The sequence below is a fragment of the Streptomyces sp. NPDC025273 genome, assembly GCF_040638585.1.
GTDB classification, from domain to species: domain Bacteria; phylum Actinomycetota; class Actinomycetes; order Streptomycetales; family Streptomycetaceae; genus Streptomyces; species Streptomyces cinereorectus.
In genome coordinates, this window is record NZ_JBEZYP010000007.1 from 112,760 (window position 1) to 132,229 (window position 19,470).

At 72.7% G+C, this 19,470-nt stretch carries 20 protein-coding genes; 9 read left to right on the forward strand and 11 right to left on the reverse strand.

Annotation, left to right across the window (positions count from 1 at the left end; genetic code table 11):
• Positions 1 to 2: 2 nt before the first annotated feature.
• Entirely contained in the window at positions 3 to 1,160 is a 1,158-nt protein-coding gene (locus tag AB0F38_RS14395; protein ID WP_361891780.1) for a glycosyltransferase, read from the reverse strand.
• A gap of 235 nt (positions 1,161 to 1,395) precedes the next feature.
• On the opposite strand from AB0F38_RS14395, the gene AB0F38_RS14400 reads away from it, so the two are divergent.
• The 7 genes from AB0F38_RS14400 to AB0F38_RS14430 all read left to right on the forward strand — a co-directional run bounded on the left by AB0F38_RS14400 (position 1,396) and on the right by AB0F38_RS14430 (position 6,933).
• Positions 1,396 to 1,737, forward strand: a complete 342-nt coding sequence (locus AB0F38_RS14400; RefSeq protein ID WP_361891783.1) for a metalloregulator ArsR/SmtB family transcription factor — start codon at positions 1,396 to 1,398, stop codon at positions 1,735 to 1,737.
• Positions 1,734 to 3,467, forward strand: coding sequence for a SulP family inorganic anion transporter (locus tag AB0F38_RS14405; RefSeq protein WP_361891786.1), 1,734 nt, complete (start codon positions 1,734 to 1,736; stop codon positions 3,465 to 3,467). The genes AB0F38_RS14400 and AB0F38_RS14405 overlap by 4 nt, the downstream gene beginning before the upstream one ends.
• Positions 3,464 to 3,889 (forward strand): ATP-binding protein, encoded by a 426-nt coding sequence (locus AB0F38_RS14410; RefSeq protein ID WP_361891789.1) that lies wholly within the window; start codon positions 3,464 to 3,466, stop codon positions 3,887 to 3,889. Before AB0F38_RS14405 ends, AB0F38_RS14410 begins: the two co-directional genes overlap by 4 nt.
• Positions 3,890 to 3,908: 19 nt before the next feature.
• The gene (locus AB0F38_RS14415) at positions 3,909 to 4,307 is read left to right on the forward strand and encodes an STAS domain-containing protein (protein WP_361891791.1); all 399 of its coding nucleotides are present in this window, start codon (positions 3,909 to 3,911) and stop codon (positions 4,305 to 4,307) included.
• A 49-nt stretch (positions 4,308 to 4,356) separates the two neighbouring features.
• Complete coding sequence (locus tag AB0F38_RS14420; RefSeq protein ID WP_361892186.1) at positions 4,357 to 4,713, forward strand: zinc ribbon domain-containing protein YjdM; 357 nt, start codon at positions 4,357 to 4,359, stop codon at positions 4,711 to 4,713.
• Positions 4,714 to 4,882: 169 nt separating this feature from the next.
• The gene (locus tag AB0F38_RS14425; RefSeq protein ID WP_361892188.1) at positions 4,883 to 5,245 is read left to right on the forward strand and encodes a metalloregulator ArsR/SmtB family transcription factor; all 363 of its coding nucleotides are present in this window, start codon (positions 4,883 to 4,885) and stop codon (positions 5,243 to 5,245) included.
• Positions 5,246 to 5,511: 266 nt separating this feature from the next.
• Positions 5,512 to 6,933: a hypothetical protein gene (locus tag AB0F38_RS14430; protein ID WP_361891794.1), complete on the forward strand. Its 1,422-nt coding sequence runs from the start codon at positions 5,512 to 5,514 to the stop codon at positions 6,931 to 6,933.
• Here AB0F38_RS14430 and AB0F38_RS14435 read toward each other — a convergent pair.
• The 3 genes from AB0F38_RS14435 to AB0F38_RS14445 are packed head-to-tail and all read right to left on the reverse strand — an operon-like array spanning position 6,905 to position 11,135.
• Complete coding sequence (locus tag AB0F38_RS14435) at positions 6,905 to 8,146, reverse strand: hypothetical protein (RefSeq protein WP_361891797.1); 1,242 nt, start codon at positions 8,144 to 8,146, stop codon at positions 6,905 to 6,907. The genes AB0F38_RS14430 and AB0F38_RS14435 overlap by 29 nt on opposite strands.
• Positions 8,143 to 9,876, reverse strand: a complete 1,734-nt coding sequence (locus tag AB0F38_RS14440) for a lipopolysaccharide biosynthesis protein (RefSeq protein WP_361891800.1) — start codon at positions 9,874 to 9,876, stop codon at positions 8,143 to 8,145. The genes AB0F38_RS14435 and AB0F38_RS14440 overlap by 4 nt, the downstream gene beginning before the upstream one ends.
• Positions 9,873 to 11,135 (reverse strand): glycosyltransferase, encoded by a 1,263-nt coding sequence (locus AB0F38_RS14445; protein WP_361891803.1) that lies wholly within the window; start codon positions 11,133 to 11,135, stop codon positions 9,873 to 9,875. The genes AB0F38_RS14440 and AB0F38_RS14445 overlap by 4 nt, the downstream gene beginning before the upstream one ends.
• Positions 11,136 to 11,252: 117 nt before the next feature.
• On the opposite strand from AB0F38_RS14445, the gene AB0F38_RS14450 reads away from it, so the two are divergent.
• Entirely contained in the window at positions 11,253 to 11,702 is a 450-nt protein-coding gene (locus AB0F38_RS14450; RefSeq protein WP_361891805.1) for an adenylyltransferase/cytidyltransferase family protein, read from the forward strand.
• On the opposite strand, the gene AB0F38_RS14455 is transcribed toward AB0F38_RS14450, so the two are convergent.
• Positions 11,671 to 12,405 carry a CDP-alcohol phosphatidyltransferase family protein gene (locus AB0F38_RS14455; protein ID WP_361891808.1) on the reverse strand — a complete coding sequence of 245 codons (735 nt, stop codon included), beginning with the start codon at positions 12,403 to 12,405 and terminating at the stop codon, positions 11,671 to 11,673. The two genes, AB0F38_RS14450 and AB0F38_RS14455, sit on opposite strands and share 32 nt — an antisense overlap.
• Positions 12,406 to 12,588: 183 nt before the next feature.
• Here AB0F38_RS14455 and AB0F38_RS14460 point away from each other — a divergent pair, with 183 nt between their 5' ends.
• Complete coding sequence (locus AB0F38_RS14460) at positions 12,589 to 12,957, forward strand: nuclear transport factor 2 family protein (RefSeq protein ID WP_361891811.1); 369 nt, start codon at positions 12,589 to 12,591, stop codon at positions 12,955 to 12,957.
• 6 nt (positions 12,958 to 12,963) lie between these two features.
• Here the strand turns inward: AB0F38_RS14460 and mnhG are convergent, their stop codons facing one another.
• Genes mnhG through AB0F38_RS14490 form a run of 6 tightly spaced genes read right to left on the reverse strand, consistent with a single transcriptional unit; the run spans position 12,964 to position 19,450 of the window.
• Positions 12,964 to 13,341, reverse strand: coding sequence for a monovalent cation/H(+) antiporter subunit G (gene mnhG, locus AB0F38_RS14465; protein ID WP_361891814.1), 378 nt, complete (start codon positions 13,339 to 13,341; stop codon positions 12,964 to 12,966).
• Positions 13,338 to 13,661 (reverse strand): monovalent cation/H+ antiporter complex subunit F, encoded by a 324-nt coding sequence (locus tag AB0F38_RS14470; protein ID WP_361891817.1) that lies wholly within the window; start codon positions 13,659 to 13,661, stop codon positions 13,338 to 13,340. The genes mnhG and AB0F38_RS14470 overlap by 4 nt, the downstream gene beginning before the upstream one ends.
• Positions 13,658 to 14,290: a Na+/H+ antiporter subunit E gene (locus AB0F38_RS14475; protein WP_361891820.1), complete on the reverse strand. Its 633-nt coding sequence runs from the start codon at positions 14,288 to 14,290 to the stop codon at positions 13,658 to 13,660. The genes AB0F38_RS14470 and AB0F38_RS14475 overlap by 4 nt, the downstream gene beginning before the upstream one ends.
• A complete protein-coding gene (locus tag AB0F38_RS14480; RefSeq protein ID WP_361891823.1) occupies positions 14,287 to 15,939 on the reverse strand; it encodes a Na+/H+ antiporter subunit D in 1,653 nt (550 codons plus the stop codon). The genes AB0F38_RS14475 and AB0F38_RS14480 overlap by 4 nt, the downstream gene beginning before the upstream one ends.
• Positions 15,936 to 16,550 carry a Na(+)/H(+) antiporter subunit C gene (locus tag AB0F38_RS14485; protein WP_361891826.1) on the reverse strand — a complete coding sequence of 205 codons (615 nt, stop codon included), beginning with the start codon at positions 16,548 to 16,550 and terminating at the stop codon, positions 15,936 to 15,938. Before AB0F38_RS14485 ends, AB0F38_RS14480 begins: the two co-directional genes overlap by 4 nt.
• Complete coding sequence (locus AB0F38_RS14490) at positions 16,547 to 19,450, reverse strand: Na+/H+ antiporter subunit A (RefSeq protein WP_361891828.1); 2,904 nt, start codon at positions 19,448 to 19,450, stop codon at positions 16,547 to 16,549. The genes AB0F38_RS14485 and AB0F38_RS14490 overlap by 4 nt, the downstream gene beginning before the upstream one ends.
• Between the last annotated feature and the right edge of the window lie 20 nt (positions 19,451 to 19,470).

The following is a 19,470-nucleotide window of genomic DNA, read 5'->3' on the forward strand; positions in this document are numbered from 1 at the left end:
CGTCACCTCCTCCGGCGGACCACGTCCTCGTAGGTCTGCCGGAGGGTGCGGGTGACGGCCTCGATGGTGAAGTGCCCGTTCACCAGGTCCCACGCGGCCTTGCCCGCCTGCTCGCCGGCCTCCGGTTCCAGGAGTTCCAGGACCGCCTGTGCGACCTTCTCCGCGTTGGCGGCGTCCTCGCCGACCCGGCTGTCGATCACCCGGCCCGCACCGGCCTCCGCCACATCGGGGCCGAGACCGCAGGTGCGGGTGATGACGGCGGGGGTACCGACGGACATCGCCTCCAGGACCGAGACACCGAGCGGCTCCTCGATCGACGGGAGGACGTAGACATCGGCCTGCCGTCCGGCGGCCAGCACCTCCTCGTGGCCGAGGGGTCCCACATGGTCCAGCGAGTCCAGCACACCGAGACGGCGGGCCAGTGCGAGGGTGCCGGGCAGGGCTCCGGTGTCCGGGCCCGCCAGCACGAACCGGGCGTCGGGGTACTTCGCCAGGACGGTGGGCATCGCGCCGACGAAGTCCTCGGGGCGCTTGCGCTCCTGGATCCGGGCGAGGAAGAGGACGGTCGGCGGCCTGCCCGGCTCCCGGGCGGGCTTGCGCTCCTGCGGCCGTACGCCGTTGACCAGCCGTACGGTGTTGGTGAGCGCGACCGGGGCGGCGACGGCGTTCACGTCGACGCGTTCCGTCTCCGTCAGGTGCAGCACGGCATCGGCGCGGCGCAGCACCGTGCGGACGCCCAGCAGATCGGTGAGCTGGGCGACCCGCTTCTCGGTCGGGTCGACCATGCCGTGCGTCTGGACGACCAGCGGCGTACGGGTGGCCAGGGCGAGCAGCGCGGCGGGCAGGGTCACCAGGTCGCGCATCAGGTGGACGTGGACGAGGTCGGCACCCCGCATCATGCGGCGCGCGGTGCGCAGCAGGGCGCCCGAGGTGATGCCGCTGACCTCGAACATCGGGAGCAGGTGGCGGGCCTGGAAGAGGTGGACGGGCACGCCTTCGACCTCGTCGGGCAGTGAACCGTCGAAGCCGTCGCCGAGCGCCATGATGCGGGCGTCGTCGCCGTGTGACCGCTGGACCTTCGAAAGATTGAGCGCGACCCTCGTCGGGCCGCCGAACGCATGGTCCGGAGTGTGCAGGGTGACGATGTGCAGGACCTTCACCAGGGTTCCCCTCGACCTCGGACCGACTCTGCACAGACTAGTGCCGCGGGTGCCCGCCGGTTCGTCCTTCCGTGCTGTTCGCGCATGCCGGACGGCCGGTCCATCACCAGTGAATCAATGAATTGCATAATTTCGCAATTTGATACATGCTGTGGTGGTCACCTCCGCGGACAGCCGCGGGCACGACGCCGTACGAGACCCCGGGGCGTCGGGGTGAGGAAGGGAGTCCGCCACCATGCTGGTGCCGCTGTATCAGGCCAAGGCCGAGTTCTTCCGCATGCTGGGGCATCCGGTACGGATACGGGTGCTGGAGCTGCTGCAGAGCGGCCCGATGCCGGTGCGGGAACTGCTCACCGCGATCGAGGTGGAGCCCGCGGCGCTGTCGCAGCAACTGGCGGTGCTGCGCCGCTCGGGCATCGTGAACTCCAAGCGGGAGGGCTCGACCGTGGTGTACGAACTGGCGGGCGGGGACGTGGCGGAGCTGATGCGTGCCGCACGGCGGATTCTGACGGTGATGCTGAGCGGGCAGAACGAACTGCTGGAGGAGCTGAGGGAAGCCGAGGTCTCGCCCCGGTGAGTACGTTCCTCGCCCGGTCCTTGCGCAGGGTGCGCCCGCTGCTGCCGGCCTGGGCCGACTTCGCCGTCATGGCCCGCAGCCCGCGCCGCGACCTGCTGGCCGGGCTCACCGTCGCCATCGTCGCCCTGCCGCTCGCGCTCGGCTTCGGGGTCTCCTCCGGGCTCGGCGCCGAGGCCGGCCTGGCCACCGCCGTCGTCGCGGGTGCGCTGGCCGCGCTGTTCGGGGGCTCCAACCTCCAGGTCTCCGGGCCGACCGGGGCCATGACCGTGGTCCTGGTGCCGATCGTCGCCCAGTACGGGCCGGGCGGGGTGCTGACCGTCGGGCTGATGGCCGGTGTCCTGCTGATCACGCTGGCCGTGCTGAAGGCCGGCCGCTACATACGCTACATTCCGGCGCCGGTGGTGGAGGGTTTCACCCTCGGCATCGCCTGCGTCATCGGTCTGCAGCAGGTCCCGAACGCGCTGGGGGTCGCCCAGCCCGAGGGCGACAAGGTCCTGCTGGTGACCTGGCGGGCGGTCGGGGAGTTCGTGCGGAGCCCGAACTGGACCGCCGTCGCCCTCGCCGTCGGTGTCGCGGCCGTGATGCTGATCGGCGCGCGCCTGCGGCCCGCGATCCCGTTCTCCATCGTCGCCGTGATCGCCGCGACCGTCGTGGCCCAGCTCTTCCACCTGGACGCGGCCGCCCCGATCGGGGACCTGCCCTCCGGGCTGCCCGCCCCCTCGCTGGCGTTCCTGGACCTCTCGGCGCTGGGCTCGCTGCTCGCCCCGGCCGTCGCGGTGGCCGCACTGGCCGCGCTGGAGTCCCTGCTGTCGGCGACGGTCGCGGACGGGATGACGGTGGGCCAGCGGCACGACCCCGACAGGGAACTCTTCGGGCAGGGCATCGCGAATCTGGCCGCCCCGTTGTTCGGCGGTGTCCCCGCCACCGCGGCGATCGCCCGCACCGCGGTCAACGTCCGCACCGGAGCCGTCTCCAGGCTCGCCGCCCTCACCCACGCCGCCGTCCTCGCGGTCATCGTCTTCGCCGCCGCACCCCTCGTCTCCAAGATCCCCCTCGCCGCTCTGGCGGGAGTGCTCCTGGCCACCGCGGTCCGCATGGTGGAGGTCGGTGCCCTGCGCGCGATGGTCCGCGCGACCCGCTCCGACGCGATCGTGCTCGTCCTGACCGCGGTCGCCACACTCGCGCTCGACCTGGTCTACGCGGTCGTCATCGGCCTGGTCGTCGCGGGCGCGCTCGCGCTGCGGGCGGTCGCCGACCAGGCCCGCATGGACCAGATCGACTTCACGGCGGACCTGCCCGGCGAACACAGCGAGGAGGAACACGCCCTGCTGGCCGAGCACATCGTCGCCTACCGCATCGACGGGCCGGTGTTCTTCGCGGGTGCCCACCGCTTCCTCCTCGAACTCTCCGAGATCTCCGACGTCCGCGTCGTCATCCTGCGGATGGCGCGCATCACCACGATGGACGCCACCGGCGCGCTGGTGCTCAAGGACGCCGTGGAGAAGCTCAACCGGCGCGGCATCGCCGTCATGACCTCCGGGATACGCCCCGGCCAGCGGCGCGCCCTGGACTCCGTCGGCGCCCTGGACCTGCTGCGGAAGGAGGGGCGGGAGTACGCCACCACGCCGGAGGCCATCGCCGGGGCTCGCGCCCACCTGCATCACACCGGGATCCTGCCGCCCCTCCCCGGCCGGACCGCCACCCCGGTCAAGGAGGCGGCTTCCCGATGACCGTCAACCTCGAAGCCCTGCCCCTGCGGCATGTGCTGACCGTGCCCGCGATGGGCTCGGCGGTCCGGCTCGCCCGCGAGACCACCGAGCAGGTACTGGCCGAGTGGGGCATAAGGCGGCACCACCCCACGGTCGACCCGGCGCTGCTGATCCTGTCCGAGCTGGTCAGCAACAGCGTCCAGCACGCCGCCGTGCTCTCGCCGAACGTCACCGTGATCTACGCGGCCGGGGCGGACACCTTCGCCTTCGCCGTCCACGACCGCCATCCGTACCAGCCCGCCCTGTTCGCGGCGGTCGCCGGTGACCGCGGCAGCGGACTGACCACGGTCATGGAACTCACCCTCGGCCTGGGCGGCACCGCCGTCATCCGCGGCGACGCGGACGGCCAGGGGAAAAGTATCTGGATCACCCTCCCTCTGTGAAGGACCGAGGCAGCAGCAGATGACCATCGAATGGAGCTACACCACCCGCCCCGGCCTGGGCGTCCTCTCCCTGGCCGGATATCTGGGACCCGAGGCGGTCGGCCGTTTCACCGGCGCGATCGGCTGGGCCCTGGCACGCGGTACGGGGCCGGTCATCCTCGACCTGACCGGCCTGCGCGGCTGGTCCGCCGGGGGGCAGACGGCCGTGGCCCAGGCCGCCCGCCGGCTCGCGGACGAGGGACGGCGCCTGGAGCTCGCGGCCATCCCCCCGGACGGCTCCCTCGTCCCCGACGCCGCCCATCCGCCGATCCCGGTCCACTGCGACCTGACCGCCGCCCTCGCCGCCCACCAGGTGACCGCCGAGGAACAGAGACGGTGGTGCAGCGACGAGTGGCCCGGCGCGGTATCCAAGGCCTGACGCGAGAGACGCACAGGAACGAACGAGGCGAGGAAAGACCATGAGTGATGTGCACGAGACGCTGCCGCCGTGCCCCGCATGCTCCAGCGCGTACACCTACGAGATGGGCGCGCTCCTGATCTGCCCCGAATGCGGCCACGAGTGGTCGCCCGCGTCCGCGGAACCCGCGGGCGGCGGCACCGAGGACGGGGTGGTCAGGGACGCGGTCGGCAACGCGCTCACCGACGGCGACACGGTCACGGTGATCAGGACGCTGAAGGTCAAGGGGAGTCCGGGCGGGATCAAGGCGGGCACCAAGGTACGCAACATCCGCCTGGTGGACGGCGTGGACGGCCACGACATCGACTGCCGGATCGACGGGTTCGGCGCCATGCAGCTCAAGTCCGCCGTGGTCAAGAAGGCCTGACCGTCCCGTCCGCCCACGGCAGAACACACCCGCGAGGCCGTCACGGGGCGGTGGGGCGCGAGGATGTCCCCATGGCGAACAGTTCTGGGTGGATGCGATGCACGAGGCACGTACGACGACGGCCGTCCGGCAGCGGCCCGGCGGCCCGTACGGGCGCGGGGCGGACGTGGTGAGCGCGCCGCTCTACCAGCTGAAGGCGGAGTTCTTCAAGACCCTCGGGCACCCGGTACGGATCAGGGTGCTGGAACTCCTCAGCGAGCGGGAGCACGCCGTCTCCGAAATGCTGGCGGAGGTGGGCATCGAAGCGGCCCACCTGTCCCAGCAGTTGGCCGTACTGCGCCGGGCCAACCTGGTCGCCACCCGCCGGGAGGGCTCGGCCGTCCACTACTCGCTGGCCAACCCGCAGGTGGCGGAGCTGCTCCAGGTGGCCCGCACGATCCTGTCCGGGGTGCTGGCGGGCCAGGCCGAGCTGCTGGCCGACCTCAAGGCCGCCGAACCCGGCGCCGTGCCCCGCCGGCGCAGATCGCCCTGAGGGCCGGCCCCGCGAACCCCGGTGTCGTCGTGCGCCCACCGGAGGTCGCGGGACAGCCCCTGGACGGCCCCGCCCCGAAACGGGGCCGTCCCCCGGCGGCACCGGTCATCGGATCACCCCAAGTGGGTTGATTCGTTAGAGTGTTCACCGACCACGAGGTCGGTGAACGGGGGGCCATGACGTCCGTGCACGAGGCGCCTGCGGCCGTGCCCGCTCCGGGGCCGGGGACCGGCCGGCGCCCGCCGTTGCTCCCCCCGGCGAAGCCCATGTCGTGGACTATGCTGTCCCGGGCGCTGTCGGTGCCGCTCATCCTGGGGCTGGTCTGCTTCCTGCCCGCGGTGATCGCCGCCCAGCCCGGTTCGGGCGTCCGTGACAACGCGTACTGGCTGCAGCTGGTCCTGACCTGCTACGCGGGGGCCCGGCTCGCGACGATGATCCTGTCCACCCGGCGGCGGCTGCTGCAGGGCGTGTTCTGGATGTTCGTGTACATCGCGATGGGGGTCGCGCCGTTCGCGCAGGCCGTCATCGGGCAGACGCCGACCCCGATGGTGGGGCCACGGTCGGATCTGGTGACGGCGGTCTCGCTGATCCTGGTGGGCTGTGCCGCGTTCGACCTCGGGGCGCTGCTGGCGTCCCGGCGTCCGCTGACCCGCCGGCCGAGCACCCCGGACGGGCGGGGCCCGGCCACCGCGCACCGGGTCAGGCTGCGGCTGCTGGTGCTGCTGGCCTTCGCGGCGAGCGGCTACTACGTGATGAAGCTGGGCGGCCCCGCCATCTTCTTCTCCAGCCGGCAGGAGATCAGCGCCTCGGTCGCGGTCAGCGGAGTCGCGGCCACCGGGTCGAACGTGGGATCGGCCTTCCTGAAGGGCTTCGGCACCGTGCCCGCGCTGCTGGCGCTGCTCTTCTGCACCCGGCGTCTGGTGACCTCGCGCCGGGCCCGGCGCTCCCCCTCGGCCGTGCTGGTCTGGGCGGCGCTCGTGGCCCTCAACCTGGTCGTCAACAACCCCATCTCCAATGCCCGTTACTGGTTCCTGACGGTCCTGGTGTCACTCCTGTTCACCGCGTTCCCGAGCAGCTCGGCGATGTACCGCTCGGTGCTGGCCATGGGGGTGGTGGGGGCGCTGGTGCTGTTCCCGTACGCCGACCGCTTCCGGTACGACGACGAGGGGTACCGGCCCGTCCAGTCCGCGTCCGTCTTCGAACCACTGGCCACCAAGGACTACGACCAGACGGTGATGTTCGCCAACACCATCTCCTGGGTCGACACCCGGGGCCACACCTACGGCCGGCAGCTGGCGGGCACAGGGCTGTTCTTCGTGCCGCGTGCGGTGTGGAGCGGGAAACCGGAGGACACCGGTGTCCGGGTGGGCCAGTGGATGGGGATGAACATGACCAACCTCTCGGCGCCGCTGTGGACCGAGTTCTGGGTGGACTTCGGCCCGGCGGGCATGGCCGGCGGTCTCGCCCTGATCGGTTACGGAGCGGCCCGCACCGACCGGCGGTACGCGCTCGCGGTGCTGCGGGACGGCCCGGGCAGTGTCCTGGCCATCGCCGCGCCGCTCATCGCCGGGTACACCTTCATCCTGCTCCGCGGGCCGCTGCTGCAGTCGGCGGGCAAGCTCGCCATCGCCGCGCTGTGCCTCCTGCTGGTGACCAGCTTCAGGCGGAACCGGCCGCGTCCGCACTGACCGGGTCCGGTCGCGCGTCCTCCCGGCGGCGCAGCCGGGCCACCCGGGTCCAGGTGGCGACGGCCTTGCAGACGGAGCCGAGGCACAGCCCCCAGGCCGCCCCCGGCACACCGGCCAGCGCGTAGCCGCCGGCCAGGAGGGCGACGGCGAGGAGCGAGAAGACCACCTGGACGGACAGGGTCGTGCGGGGGTCCAGCATCCGCAGGGCCAGCAGCCCGCAGGTGCCGACGGCCATCGCCGCGTACTGGCTTCCGGTCGCGGGAAGCAGGGCAGCCGCCGTGGGCCAGGTGTCGCCCAGCAGTTGCCGGCCCGCCGCGTCGGGCAGCAGGGACAGGACGATCGTCCAGGCCACGGCGGTCGCGGCGAGCACGGCCGCGAGGGCGGCTGTGGCACGAACGCGACGGCGTTCGCCGTCGAGCCGGCCGAGGAGCGGGGGGCCGAAGCCCGTGGCGGAGGTGTAGAGCACGTTGAGCGGCCCGAAGAGCGTGGTCGCCCCCCGCAGCGCGCCGACCACCAGGGGGCTGCCGACGGCACCGAGCCCCAGGACGGACAGCTGGCCGGCGGCGTTGCCCACGCCGAACTCCACGACGAAGCGGCGGCCGAGGTGCCCGCGCCGCAGCAGGACCCGCATCCGCAGCGGTGTTCCGGCCGCCCGGCGGTGCAGCAGGACGGCGGACAGCAGCAGGGCGGGCAGTGCGGACAGTCCCCAGACGAGGACGAGCCGCGCCGCCCCCGCCCCGTACGGCTGCACGGCCAGCGCGCCCAGGACGCAGACCAGCCGCAGGGTGTCGCCCGCCAGTGCGGCGTGCGGCAGACGCAGCGTGGAGAAGGCGTAGCGCATGGTGTCCTGGCCGAGGACCACGGGCAGGACGAGTCCCAGCATCACCAGGGCGCGCGCCGTGTCCCCCGGGAGGAGCAGGCACACCGCGGCGAGCGGGACACCGGCGGCGGTGGCGGCCAGCAGGGTGAACACGACCGCCGACCTGCACGCCCCGGCCCTCTCCTCGTCCCCGCCGCGCCGCAGCACCAGTGGCTGCCCGGTGTAGGCGCCGAAGACGCCGAGCAGCACGGTGAAGACGAGGTACACCGCCGAGAAGCGGGCGAAACCGGCCACGGTGGAGAGCCGGGCCGCCGCCACCAGCACCAGGATGTTGGTCAGTGCGGCGACGCCTTGGTCGGCGACCGAGCAGGCGATCGCGGTGCGTGCCCTCACCGGCGCCCGGCGGGGGCGCCGAACGGGAAGCGCAGTCCGAGCGTATCGGTGGGGTCGCCGGTGCTCTCCGGCCCTTCCGCGCCGTCGGACGGGGAGGCGGGACCCGGGTCGGGGTCTCCGGCTCCGGGACCCGGGCCGCCGCGCCGCCTGCCGCCTCCGGACCTCTTGTGCGTCCGGCGGCCCTCCTTGAACGCGAGCCGGCTGCGGCCCGGCTGGAGGAGTGCCCCGAGCACCGAGCCGCCGGACGCCCCGATGACCTCACGGATGCGTTCCAGGTCGCTGCGGTGCACTTCGCGCGGGTCGCAGACGATCACCACGCCCTCCACCCGGTCGACCAGGGCCACGGCGTCCGCGTACGACAGGACGGGCGGGGCCAGCACGATGACGACGGTTCCCGGCCGGTCGCCCTCGGCGACGATCCGGCCGACGGGTGCCGAGGTCAGCGCACGGGGCACGTTGTCGACGGGCCGGCCCGCGATCAGGGTGAAGGCACCGGAACCCGGTACCTCGACCGTGGCGCGGCTGCCCGAGGGCCAACTGCCGTCCTCTTCCTCGCTGGTGGCCCAGCGGGGCCGGGCCTCGCGCGCCGCCGGGCCCAGCTCCGCGGCCAGCGAGGGCGTCCGCAGGTCGGCCTCGACCAGCAGGACCTCGCGGCCCATCTCGGCGAAGGCGGCGGCCAGGTTGGCCGCGGCGGCGGCCGCCGCCGCGTTGTCGCCGCGCGGTGCCGTGACGAGCAGCCGGCGGCTCCGGGCGAACGCCGGGTCGTAGGCGAGCCGGAAGGCGACCGCCCGGTACTCCTCGGCGAGCCTGCTGCCGCCCCGTCCGATGGCCAGCGGCTCCCGCGCGGATCCGCGCTCCCGGGGCAGTGTGCCGAGCAGCGGGGCGCCCAGCGAGCGGACGAGCTCGCGGGTCGAGCGTACGGCCGGGTCGAAGACGAGCCGCACCCAGGAGAGCAGCAGTCCCAGGGCGAGTCCCACCAGCCCGCCGAGTCCCAGCAGCAGCGGCAGGCCGGCGCCGGTGGGCACGGTGGGTTCGACGGGCTTCTTGTTCAGATAGCCGGGGGTGGTGTCGAGCGCCTTCAGCTCCACGATCTTCCGGTTGAGTTCGGAGATGGCGACGACGAGGTTGGCGCGGGCGCTGTCCGTGTCCTCGGCGCCGGTCCCGGCCGTCTGCTCCTCCAGCTGGTCGCGCTGCTCGACGAGCGGCTGCAGCTGGGCGCGGTAACCCTCGGCCATGTTCTCGATGCTGCCCTCGGTGCGCTGTCTGCGTATCTCCAGGTAGGCGTTGGCGAGCGCGTCGGCCCGGGTCTTCGCCAGGGCGGGGGTGCCGGCGGTGTAGGAGAAGCGCAGGGTCAGGGTGTTGGGCGGGTTGGTGACCTGGAGGCCGGCGAGCAGCTTGCCCGCGTCGACCGGGTCGCCGTTCCCGGCCAGGCTGCGGGCGGCCAGGGTGCCCACGGTGTCGCTGACGGCGGTCTGCCGCTCGGAGCCGATGTTGATGCCCTTGTCCGCCGACGCGCCGGTGGCGAAGGGGTCGGCGGTCGCCGAGCGGACCTGCACCTCGCCGGTGGCGGTGTAGGTGTCCTCGCCGCCCAGGGCGAGGAAGCCGCCGCCCAGCAGACCGGCCACCACGCCCCCGGCGAGCAGCGCGCGGTAGCGCAGGAGCTGGCGGAACTGGTCCCGCAGCAGGGCTGGTTCGTCCTGGTCCTCCAGGGTGCGGATCGGATGCGTCATCGGCGTGCTCTCCCTTGTGCGTCCCCGAGGACCTCGGTGAGCAGGGCGTCGAAGCGGGCGAGGCCCGCTTCCCGGCTCAGGTGGTGTGCGACGTACCGGGGCCCCTGCGCGCCCAGGGCGTCCGCCGCCTCCGGGTCCTCGGCGAACTTCCGTACGGCGGCGAGGAGCGCGGCCGGGTCCTCGGGAGCGACGAGGGTCCCGGCTCCGGAGCGGCGTACCTCCTCGGCGGTGCCGCCCCCGTCGGCCACCGAGGCGACGACGGGGCGGCCCGAGACGAAGTACGAGGTGAGCTTGGACGGCACGCTCATGTCGAGCACGGAGGCCCGCTGGGTCACCGCGAGCACATCGGCGGCGGCGAGCACATCGGTGAACTCGTCCGCGCCGGCGGGCGGCAGGAAGTCGATGTTGGGCAGTCCCCCGGCACGCTCACGCAGCCCGTCGCGCTGGTTGCCGTCGCCCATCAGCACGACGCGGATGTCCGGGGCCAGCCGGGCCAGCTCCACCAGCACGTCGAGCCCCTGTTTGAGGCCCATGTTCCCGGAGTGCAGCAGCACCGGGGTGCCCTCGCGCCAGCCGAGCCGGGCCCGGGTGGCCGCCCGGTCGCCCGAAGGGCGGTCCACATGGGTCCAGTTCGGGACGAGGCGGATGCGCCCGGGGTCCACGCCCAGGGCGGTGACCCCCGGCACGAAGCTCTCGTGGATGACCCCGACCACGGCGGCCCCGCGCAGCGCGTACCGCTCGGCCGCCGCGGCGAGCGCCGCGGCCCTGTCCCCGCCGCGGATGCCGCTCTGCGCGGCGGCGGCCCCCATCAGGTCCTGGACGACGGGTATGTGGGGGACGCGATGGCGGCGGGCGATCCGGGCGGCGACGACGCCGCCCGCGAGGCTCGGCATCTGGGAGATCACCGCGTCGGGCCGCCCCGGCGGCGGGGCGAGCATCCCGTGGGCGAGCACGGACGCCTCGAACGCGGCCCTGCGCAGGGCGCTCTGCCGGGGCGGCACGTAGTGGCGCCGCCGGTGCACGCTCACTCCCTCGCGGACCTCGTGCTTCCGCCACACCCCGCGGTACCGCTCGTCGACGCGCCAGGCCGGGTAGTGCGGCATACCGGTCAGGACCTGGGTCCTGGCACCCGATGCCGCCCAGTGCTCGGCGAGCTGGGTGGCGTACGGGCCGATGCCCGTCAGTTCGGGGGCGTAGTTGGTGGAGACCACGAGAATTCTGCGGTTCTCGAACGGTTGGTGACGCTCAGCAGCGGACATCGGACGATCGCCTTCCCCCCGGAACAGCCTCCCCTTGAGCTTATCCGTTCACGGCTTGCACAAGTGTTCTTCACAGTAAGGTCGTTGGACCAGTTCCACCGTGGGGGGAGAGAACGGATGGTGCAGCACAGGGTCGGTTACGCACCGGGGGTGTACGACCTGTTCCACGTCGGCCACCTGAACATCCTGCGGCATGCCCGCAGCCAGTGCGACTACCTGGTCGCCGGGGTCGTCTCCGACGAGATGGCCGCGCTCGCCAAGGGCCACAAGCCGGTGATTCCGCTGACCGAACGTCTGGAGATCGTGCGGAGCGTGCGTTTCGTGGACGCGGCGTTCGTGGAGACCGTTCCGGACAAGGTCGAGACATGGCAGCAGGTGCGCTTCGACGTCATCTTCAAGGGCGACGACTGGCGGGGCACCGAGAAGGGGCAGCGCCTGGAGCGCGACTTCGCCGAGGTGGGCGTGGAGGTCGTCTACTTCCCGTACACGGTGCACACGTCCAGCACCCAGCTGCGCCGGGCACTGGATGTGCTCGTCAGCCGGCCCGGAGCGCTCTCAGCTCCCTGAACCACTTGGCCAGGAAGGCCACGAGGAACAGGGCGTGCACGGCGGCGAGCAGGGCGTATCCGGCCCGGAACACCGCGGGTGCGCCGAGCAGCAGGAAGACCAGGCAGAACACCCCGTAGTCCGCGGGCAGCAGCGCCACGGCCCGTGTCCGGGACACCGGGGCCGTGGTGCCGCCGACGGACGCGGGTGCGGTACGGGCCGCCGCCTTGCCGAGCTGCTCCCGCAGGAGGCCGGCGCAGAAGGTGAGCACGGCGGTGAACAGGAATCCGAGCGGAAGCAACAGCCATGCCTCGGAGGGCAGTTCGGTGAAGCGGTAGAAGGAGATCAGTACGGCGGTGTGGACGAGGATCATCTTGGCGCAGTCCACGACATGGTCGAGCCACTCACCGTCCGGCCCGCCCCGCCCCGTCAGCCGGGCGAGCTGCCCGTCCGCCGAGTCGAAGGCGAAGCCGACGGCCAGACCGGCGTACACGCAGACGCCGAGCCACCAGGCGGGTTCGGCGAGCGCCACGGCCGCGAGGGCGGAGATGGTGAACGCGGCGCTGATCAGCGTGACGTGGTTGGGCGCCAGTCGGGCGCGGTAGGCACCCGCCGCCAGCAGGCGTCCGGCCGGCCGGTTCACGTACCGCGAGTACAGCGAGACACCCTTGGACGACTTCTGTGCGCCGCGCAATTCGCGCAGCACCGTACCCGTGCTTTCCATACGCCCCCCAGCGCCCGGCCGAACCGTCCGGTGCATCATGGCAGACATGCGGTGACGGGCAAGGGTGCGGCCGGTCCGACGGCCGCATGACCTGGCAGGTAATCGACGTACCGCCGGCCCCCGGGACAGGCTGTTCCTGTCGCCACGGACCACCGTGGCGGCGGACCCCGGAAGGAACCGACCATGACCGTTCACGAGGACGCCGTCCAGCGCTACTTCGCCGCCTGGAACGCGGACACCGCCGAGGAGCGTGCGAAGGCGGTGGCCGCCGCCTTCACCGAGGACGCCACGTACACCGACCCGCTGGCCGAGGTACGGGGCCACGAGGAGCTGGCCGCGGTGATCGGCGGCGCGCGGGAGCAGTTCCCGGGCTTCGACTTCGTGCCCACCGGGAAGCCGGACGCGCACCACGGCCTGGCCCGCTTCACCTGGGACCTGGTCTCGCGGGCCGACGGCTCGGCCCCGGTGGCCGGGTTCGATGTGATCACCCTGGCCGGGGACGGCCGGATCAGCTCGGTGAGCGGGTTCCTGGACCGGCTGCCGGGAGCCTGAGCAGCGTCAGACCTGCTCGGGGCCCGGCTCGGGCCCGGACTCCGTGAGCTGTTCGTCGAGGTCGTCGAAGAGCAGTTCGCCGTGCACGACCTGACCGGTCCGGTAGGCCGACCGTGCCACCAGATGGGACGCCACCGGGCTGGTCAGCAGCTGGAAGAACCCGACGAGGGCCAGCGTCGCCAGATCCATGCCGCCGCGCAGGCGCAGCGCGACCCCGGCCAGCACCAGCAGCAGGCCGAGGGTCTGCGGCTTGGTCGCGGCGTGGCTCCGCGACAGGACGTCGGGCAGCCGCAGCATGCCGATCGCGCCGAGCAGACAGATCACCGCGCCCGCGAACACCAGGGCGGCACCGGCCGTGTCGCTGATCTGCAGCAGGACGTTCATCGCGGCTTCTCCTTCCCGGCGGGCGGCCGGCGGGCCGGCGGCCGGTCGCGTACGGCGATGAAGCGGGCGATGCCCACCGATCCGGTGAATCCGAGGAAGGCCAGGACCAGCATGACCGGGAAGTAGAACGAATCCAGGGCGAGCGCCGACCTGGCGCCGAGACCCCCGATGATCAGGGCGGCGCAGACATCGAGTGCGATCGCCCGGTCCAGCATGGAGGGACCGCGCCAGATCCGGACGAGCAGCAGCGCACCCGCGACGACGAGGACCACCACGGCGGCGGTCAGCAGCACACGGTCGACGGTCTCGGGGCCGCTCATGCCCTGTCCCTCCCTTCGCCGGGCGGCTCGGTCCGGGGCGGCGGGGCGGACACCCGGTCGATCTCGTCCCTGGTCCCGAACGCCCGTACCGTCAGGGCCTCCAGCCGCCACACGGAACGCCGGGCGGCCTCCAGCGTCTCCGGCCGGTCCGCGTCGAGTACGTGCAGGAAGAGCGTGCCGGTGGCCCGGCGCACCTCGATGACGGATCCCCCGGGCACGTTGGACACGGCGACGGCGGTGGCGGCGAGCATCAGGTCGCTGCGGCAGCGCAGCGGTACGCCGATGACGGCGGGCCGGTGCGGACGTCCGGCGAAGATCTGCCGGGTGACCTTCACGCCCGAGGTGTACATGTCGTAGAGGAGGTACCCGGCGAAGACCAGGATGCCCCACGGGTGGAACCGCAGCCCGAGGTCGACCTTCGGCAGCGGGAACGCCAGGCAGACGACCACCGCGACGACCACGCCGGTGACGACGTTGGCCCAGGTCAGGGTGGACCACAGCAGCACCCAGACCAGGGTGAGCCAGGCGATCAGCGGCAGGTCCAGCACGCGGCCCCGGCGGCCGGGGAACACGTAGCTGAAGGGCGGCAGGTCGGGGTCGCGGAAGAACAGGGTGACGAAGCGCCTCACCGGCCGAGCACCTCCTCCACATAGGGGGTCCGCGCGATGAGTTCGGCGGCCGAACGGTCGGTGTACGCGGCCAGGGGTCCGGCCAGCACGGTGAAGGCGAGACCGAACGCGACGGCCCCCGCGGTGGCCGCGGTCATCGCCCCGGGCGGCCGGGTCGTGGTGGTGACGGCCTGTCCGTGGAGGGTTGCCGCGACGGCCCGCCCTGCCGGTCCGGGGGCGCCGGAGACCCGTTCGTCACCGGTCCCGGGGATCCGGTCGGGGCCGGTGTCGACGTCGTCCTCACTCTCGTCGGCGGACTCCAGGACCGTGCCGAAGGCGGCCTGGTCCGGGGGTTCGGCGCGCCAGAAGGCCAGGTTCCACACCTTGGCCATCACGTACAGCGTGAGCAGGCTGGTCACGGTCGCACCCGCGACGAGGATCCAGGCCCAGACCCCGCCGTCGGCGACACCGGCCCGCATGAGGCCGAGCTTCCCGATGAAGCCGGACAGCGGGGGGATCCCGGCGAGGTTCATCGCGGGGACGAAGAAGAGGACCGCGAGCAGCGGGGCGGCTTTGGCCAGTCCGCCGAGCCGGGTGAGCTCGTTGGTGCCGCCCCGGCGTTCCATGAGTCCCGCGACGAGGAACAGCGTGGTCTGGACGGTGATGTGGTGGGCGACGTAGAAGATCGCGCCGCCGTAGGCGTCCCGGGTGGCGAGGCCGATCCCGAAGACCATGTAGCCGATGTGGCTGATGAGGGTGAAGGACAGCAGTCGCTTCAGGTCGGTCTGCGCGACCGCGCCGAGGATGCCCACGACCATCGAGGCGAGCGCGGCGGCCATCAGCAGGTCACCGAGCCGGTTGCCGGGGAAGAGCAGGGTCTCCGTGCGCAGCATGCAGTAGATGCCGACCTTCGTCAGCAGGCCGGCGAAGACGGCGGTGACGGGGGCGGGGGCTGTCGGGTAGGAGTCGGGGAGCCAGGCGGCGAGGGGGAAGACGGCGGCCTTGATGGCGAAGACGGTGAGCAGCATCGCCTGGATCAGGGTCTGTACGCCGAGCGGGAGTTCGGGCAGCCGGACCGCCAGCTGGGCGAAGTTGACCGTACCGGTGGCGGCGTAGGTCATGGCGATGGCGGTCAGGAACAGCATCGAGGAGAACAGCGAGATGATCACGTACGTGGAGCCGGCCCGGATCCGGGGGCCGGTGCCGCCGAGGGTGAGCAGGACGAAGCTGGCGACCAGCATGATCTCGAAGCCGACGTAGAGGTTCACGAGGTCGCCGGCGAGGAAGGTGCACGACACCCCGGCCACCAGGATGAGGTAGGCGGGGTGGAACACCGCGACGGGTGTCTCCTTGTCCCGGTCGGCCATGCCCTGGCCGAGCGAGTAGACCAGGACGGCGAGGGTGACGGCCGAGGAGACGGTGAGCATCAGCCCCGACAGCCGGTCGGCGACCAGGGTGATGCCGAGCGGCGGGGCGAAGTCGCCCAGGTGCACGGACAGCGGGCCTTCTCGGTCGGACACGACCATGAGGACGACCGAGAGCCCGAGTACGGCGCTCAGCACGGCGACGCTGATGACGCGCTGGACGCGGGCGAGCCGGGTGCCGATGGCGAGGCTCAGCCCGGTGGCGCAGAGCGGCAGCAGCACCGGCAGCGGAACGAGCGCGTTCATCGGGCGGCTCCTCGGTCGGGGTCCTGGCCGTGGGTTCCGGGTCCGGCGTCGCCCGGGTAGTCCTCCGGGTCGGCTCCCAGCACGTCGTGCCACAGGTCGCCGCCGGCGTCCCGGCCCCGGGCCTGGAGTGCGCGGTCGGCGCGCAGCCGGGCGCGCAGCCGGTGGCGCTCCTGGCGGTAGCGGGCCCGTTCCTCGGGGGTGCGGCCGGACTCCGTCCGGTACTCCTCGCGCAGTTCCGCCCACTCCCCCAGCACCTCGGCCCGCAGCACGATGCGCCGGTCCTCCAGGTCGTCGTGGACCTCGTCCGTGCCGGTCAGCTGGTGGCTGCGGTAGGCCATGGCCAGCAGGAACGCGGTGGTGGCGAGGGTGATGACGAGGGCGGTCAGTGCGATGGCCTGCGGCAGCGGGTCGGTGACCCGGCGCAGCGGTACGCCGTAGAGGAGCGGTGCCGCTCCCGCGGAGCCGGTGGCGCAGAGCACCAGCAGGTTGATGCCGTTCCCGGCGATCACCGCGCCGAGCAGGATGCGGGTGAGCGGCCGGGTCAGCATGAGGATGCCGCCGACCGCGCAGAGGACCACGGCCGTGGCGAGGAGCGAGACGCTGACCGTCATCGGCCGGGGCCCTCCGCCCCGGTGCCGGGGGCGGGGGCGAGCGCGCCCGCCGCCCGTTCGATCTGCCGGTCGACCTTGGCTCCCAGTGCCCGGACGATGTCCAGGACCACGCCGAGGACCAGCAGGTAGATCCCGGAGTCGAAGAGGACCGGCGTCGCCAGGTGGTAGTCGCCGAACACGGGCAGGCGGCCCTGGTACGTCCACGCGTGGAGCACCGTGCCCTCCGCGAGGCCGAAGAGGGCGACCCCGGTGGACAGGAACAGGCCGAGCCCGGTGAAGAGGCCGGGCTGCAGCGGGGCGGCCTCCGCGAGTTCGAACCGGCCGCCCGCCAGGTAACGGGTGATGAAGGCGAGACCGGCGACGAGTCCGCCGACGAAGCCGCCGCCCGGCATGTTCTCCGCGCAGAACAGGAGATACAGGGAGAGGACGAGGATCGGGTGGAAGACGAGCCGGGCCACCACCTCGAAGACCACGGACCGGTGTTCGGGCGCGAGGGTCGAACCGGCGGCCAGCCAGTCGCGTTCGGGGGCGGTGTCGTCGCCCTGCGGGAGTCCGGTCAGCCCGCGGGTGGTCAGTGACCAGGCGGTGGCACCACGCAGTTCCTCCCGCGTCATGGGTCCTTCGCTGCGGCGGTGCAGGTAGATGAGGCTGGTCACGCCGACCGCGGCGGCGGCGAGCACGGCGGACTCCCCCATCGTGTCCCAGGCGCGCAGGTCGACGAGGATGGTGGCCACCACGTCCTTGAGCCCGTCGTGGGCGACCTCCTCGACCATCGCGGCGCCCGCCGGGGCCGCGACGCGCGCGGCGCCCGCCACCCACACGACCACGCCGAGTGTGGCCGCGGCGCCGAGCGCCACGGGTACGCGGATCGCGCGCCGCCAGGAGCTGACCGACTCCTGGAAGCGCACCGGCATACGGCGCAGCACCAGGACGAACACGATCATCGACACGGTCTCGACGCAGAACTGGGTGAGTGCCAGATCGGGCGCGCCCTGGACGACGAAGAGCAGCGCGGCGCCGTACCCGGTGAGTCCCGCCAGGACGACGGCCTTCATCCGGCGGCTGACGGTCAGGCAGAGCAGGGCCGCCGCGCAGGTCAGCACGGCCACGGCGCCCTGGAGCGGGGTGTCCCAAACCCGAGGGGCGACCGCTCCTTCCCAGGGACGGTCGGTGATCAGGACCGCCAGCTGTCCGACCAGCATCACCAGCAGGGTGGTGGCCAGGTACACGGACAGGGAGCCGCGCTGGACGAATCCGGTGATCTGGAGGGCGAGACGTTCCAGGCCGAGCAGGAGATGGCCGAAGACGCTGTCGGCGGTCGGCCAGGCGACCCGCCGGGAGATCCGGGTGACGGTGGTGCGCGCCGTGAAGAGCACGGCGCCGCCCGCCCAGGTGAGGGCGGACAGGAGCAGGACCGTTCCGAAGCCGTGCCAGAGTGCCAGGTGGTAGGGGTGGGCGGGCGCCGGGAAGGCGTCGGCGTACGCGGCGAACAGCCGGTCCGTCCACCCGGCCCCGGGGCCGAGGACCAGACCGGCCACGGCGAGCAGCGCGGGCGGGGCCGGGAAGAGGGCGCCGACACGGCGCACGGGGGTGTCCGCGACGCCGGGCTTGCGGAAGAACGCTCCCCACACGAAGCGGAGGGTGTACGCCACGGTGAGCACGGAGCCGACGACGGTCGCGGCCAGCACCCAGCGGTCCGAGGTGTCGCCGTGCTGCAGGGCGTGGAAGGCCGCCTCCTTGGCGGCGAAGCCGAGGAGCGGCGGCAGCGCGGCCATGGAGGCCGCCGCGAGCACGGCGACCGTGCAGACGTACGGCAGCGCGCGGCCGACGCCGGACAGCCTGCGCAGATCACGGGTGCCGGTCGCACGGTCGACGATCCCGGTGACGAGGAACAGCGCGGCCTTGAACAGTGCGTGGCCCAGGATCATCGCGGCGGCGGCGAGCGCGGCGTCCCGGGTGCCCGCCCCGGCGAGGACGACGAGGAAGCCGAGCTGGCTGACGGTGCCGTAGGCGAGGACGAGTTTCAGGTCGTTGAGGCGCAGCGCCCGCCAGCCGCCGAGCAGCATGGTCGCGGCGCCCAGCACGAGGACGACGGGCCGCCAGACGGGGACGTCGGCGAAGGCGGGGGCGAGCCGCGCCACCAGGTAGACGCCGGCCTTGACCATGGCCGCGGCGTGCAGATAGGCGCTGACGGGGGTGGGGGCGGCCATGGCGTTGGGCAGCCAGAGGCTGAACGGCCAGATCGCGGATTTCGCCAGCGCGCCGCACAGGACGAGGACGACGGCCACCGACACGGCGAGGGTCGCCTCCGGTGGGTCGGCGACGATCGCGGAGATCCGGTAGGTGCCGGCCGCCTGACCGAGGATCAGGAAGCCGACCAGCATGGCGAGGCCGCCGAGCGTGGTGACGGTGAGGGCCTGGAGGGCGGAGCGGCGGTTCTGTTTCCGTTCGCTGGCGTGACCGATCAGCAGGTAGGAGAAGACCGTGGTCAGTTCCCAGAACACGTAGAGGGAGATGAGGTCGTCCGCGAGGACCAGGGCGAGCATCGCACCGGCGAAGGCCAGCAGATTCCCGGCGAACGAGGCCAGTTGCGGGGAGTCGTCCGTGAAGTAGGAGGCGCAGTACAGCAGGACGAGCGTGCCCACGCCGGCCGCGAGCAGCACCATCAGTTCGGCGAGCGCGTCCAGCCGCAGGCCCACCCCCACGTCGTACGCCGGGATCCACTCCCAGGTCCAGGTGACCGCCCGTCCGGCCGCTGCGGTGCTCCACTGCGTCGCCGCCCAGACGGTGGCGGCCGCGGGAGGCAGCGCGAGCACGAGGAAGGCGTGCCGGCCGAGACGCCGCACCAGCGGACGCGCGCAGGCCGCCAGGGCGAAGTGGCAGACGATGAGCGCGATCACGCGGGGGCATCCGGAACGAA

Bases quoted from the DNA above. Each gene is read 5' to 3' on its own strand.
- AB0F38_RS14400 (WP_361891783.1), top strand. From the start codon at position 1,396: ATGCTGGTGCCGCTGTATCAGGCCAAGGCCGAGTTCTTCCGCATGCTG.
- AB0F38_RS14410 (WP_361891789.1), top strand. From the start codon at position 3,464: ATGACCGTCAACCTCGAAGCCCTGCCCCTGCGGCATGTGCTGACCGTG.
- AB0F38_RS14415 (WP_361891791.1), top strand. From the start codon at position 3,909: ATGACCATCGAATGGAGCTACACCACCCGCCCCGGCCTGGGCGTCCTC.
- AB0F38_RS14430 (WP_361891794.1), top strand. From the start codon at position 5,512: ATGTCGTGGACTATGCTGTCCCGGGCGCTGTCGGTGCCGCTCATCCTG.
- AB0F38_RS14440 (WP_361891800.1), bottom strand. From the start codon at position 9,876: ATGACGCATCCGATCCGCACCCTGGAGGACCAGGACGAACCAGCCCTG.
- AB0F38_RS14445 (WP_361891803.1), bottom strand. From the start codon at position 11,135: ATGTCCGCTGCTGAGCGTCACCAACCGTTCGAGAACCGCAGAATTCTC.
- AB0F38_RS14450 (WP_361891805.1), top strand. From the start codon at position 11,253: ATGGTGCAGCACAGGGTCGGTTACGCACCGGGGGTGTACGACCTGTTC.
- AB0F38_RS14455 (WP_361891808.1), bottom strand. From the start codon at position 12,405: ATGGAAAGCACGGGTACGGTGCTGCGCGAATTGCGCGGCGCACAGAAG.
- AB0F38_RS14460 (WP_361891811.1), top strand. From the start codon at position 12,589: ATGACCGTTCACGAGGACGCCGTCCAGCGCTACTTCGCCGCCTGGAAC.
- mnhG (WP_361891814.1), bottom strand. From the start codon at position 13,341: ATGAACGTCCTGCTGCAGATCAGCGACACGGCCGGTGCCGCCCTGGTG.
- AB0F38_RS14470 (WP_361891817.1), bottom strand. From the start codon at position 13,661: ATGAGCGGCCCCGAGACCGTCGACCGTGTGCTGCTGACCGCCGCCGTG.
- AB0F38_RS14480 (WP_361891823.1), bottom strand. From the start codon at position 15,939: ATGAACGCGCTCGTTCCGCTGCCGGTGCTGCTGCCGCTCTGCGCCACC.
- AB0F38_RS14485 (WP_361891826.1), bottom strand. From the start codon at position 16,550: ATGACGGTCAGCGTCTCGCTCCTCGCCACGGCCGTGGTCCTCTGCGCG.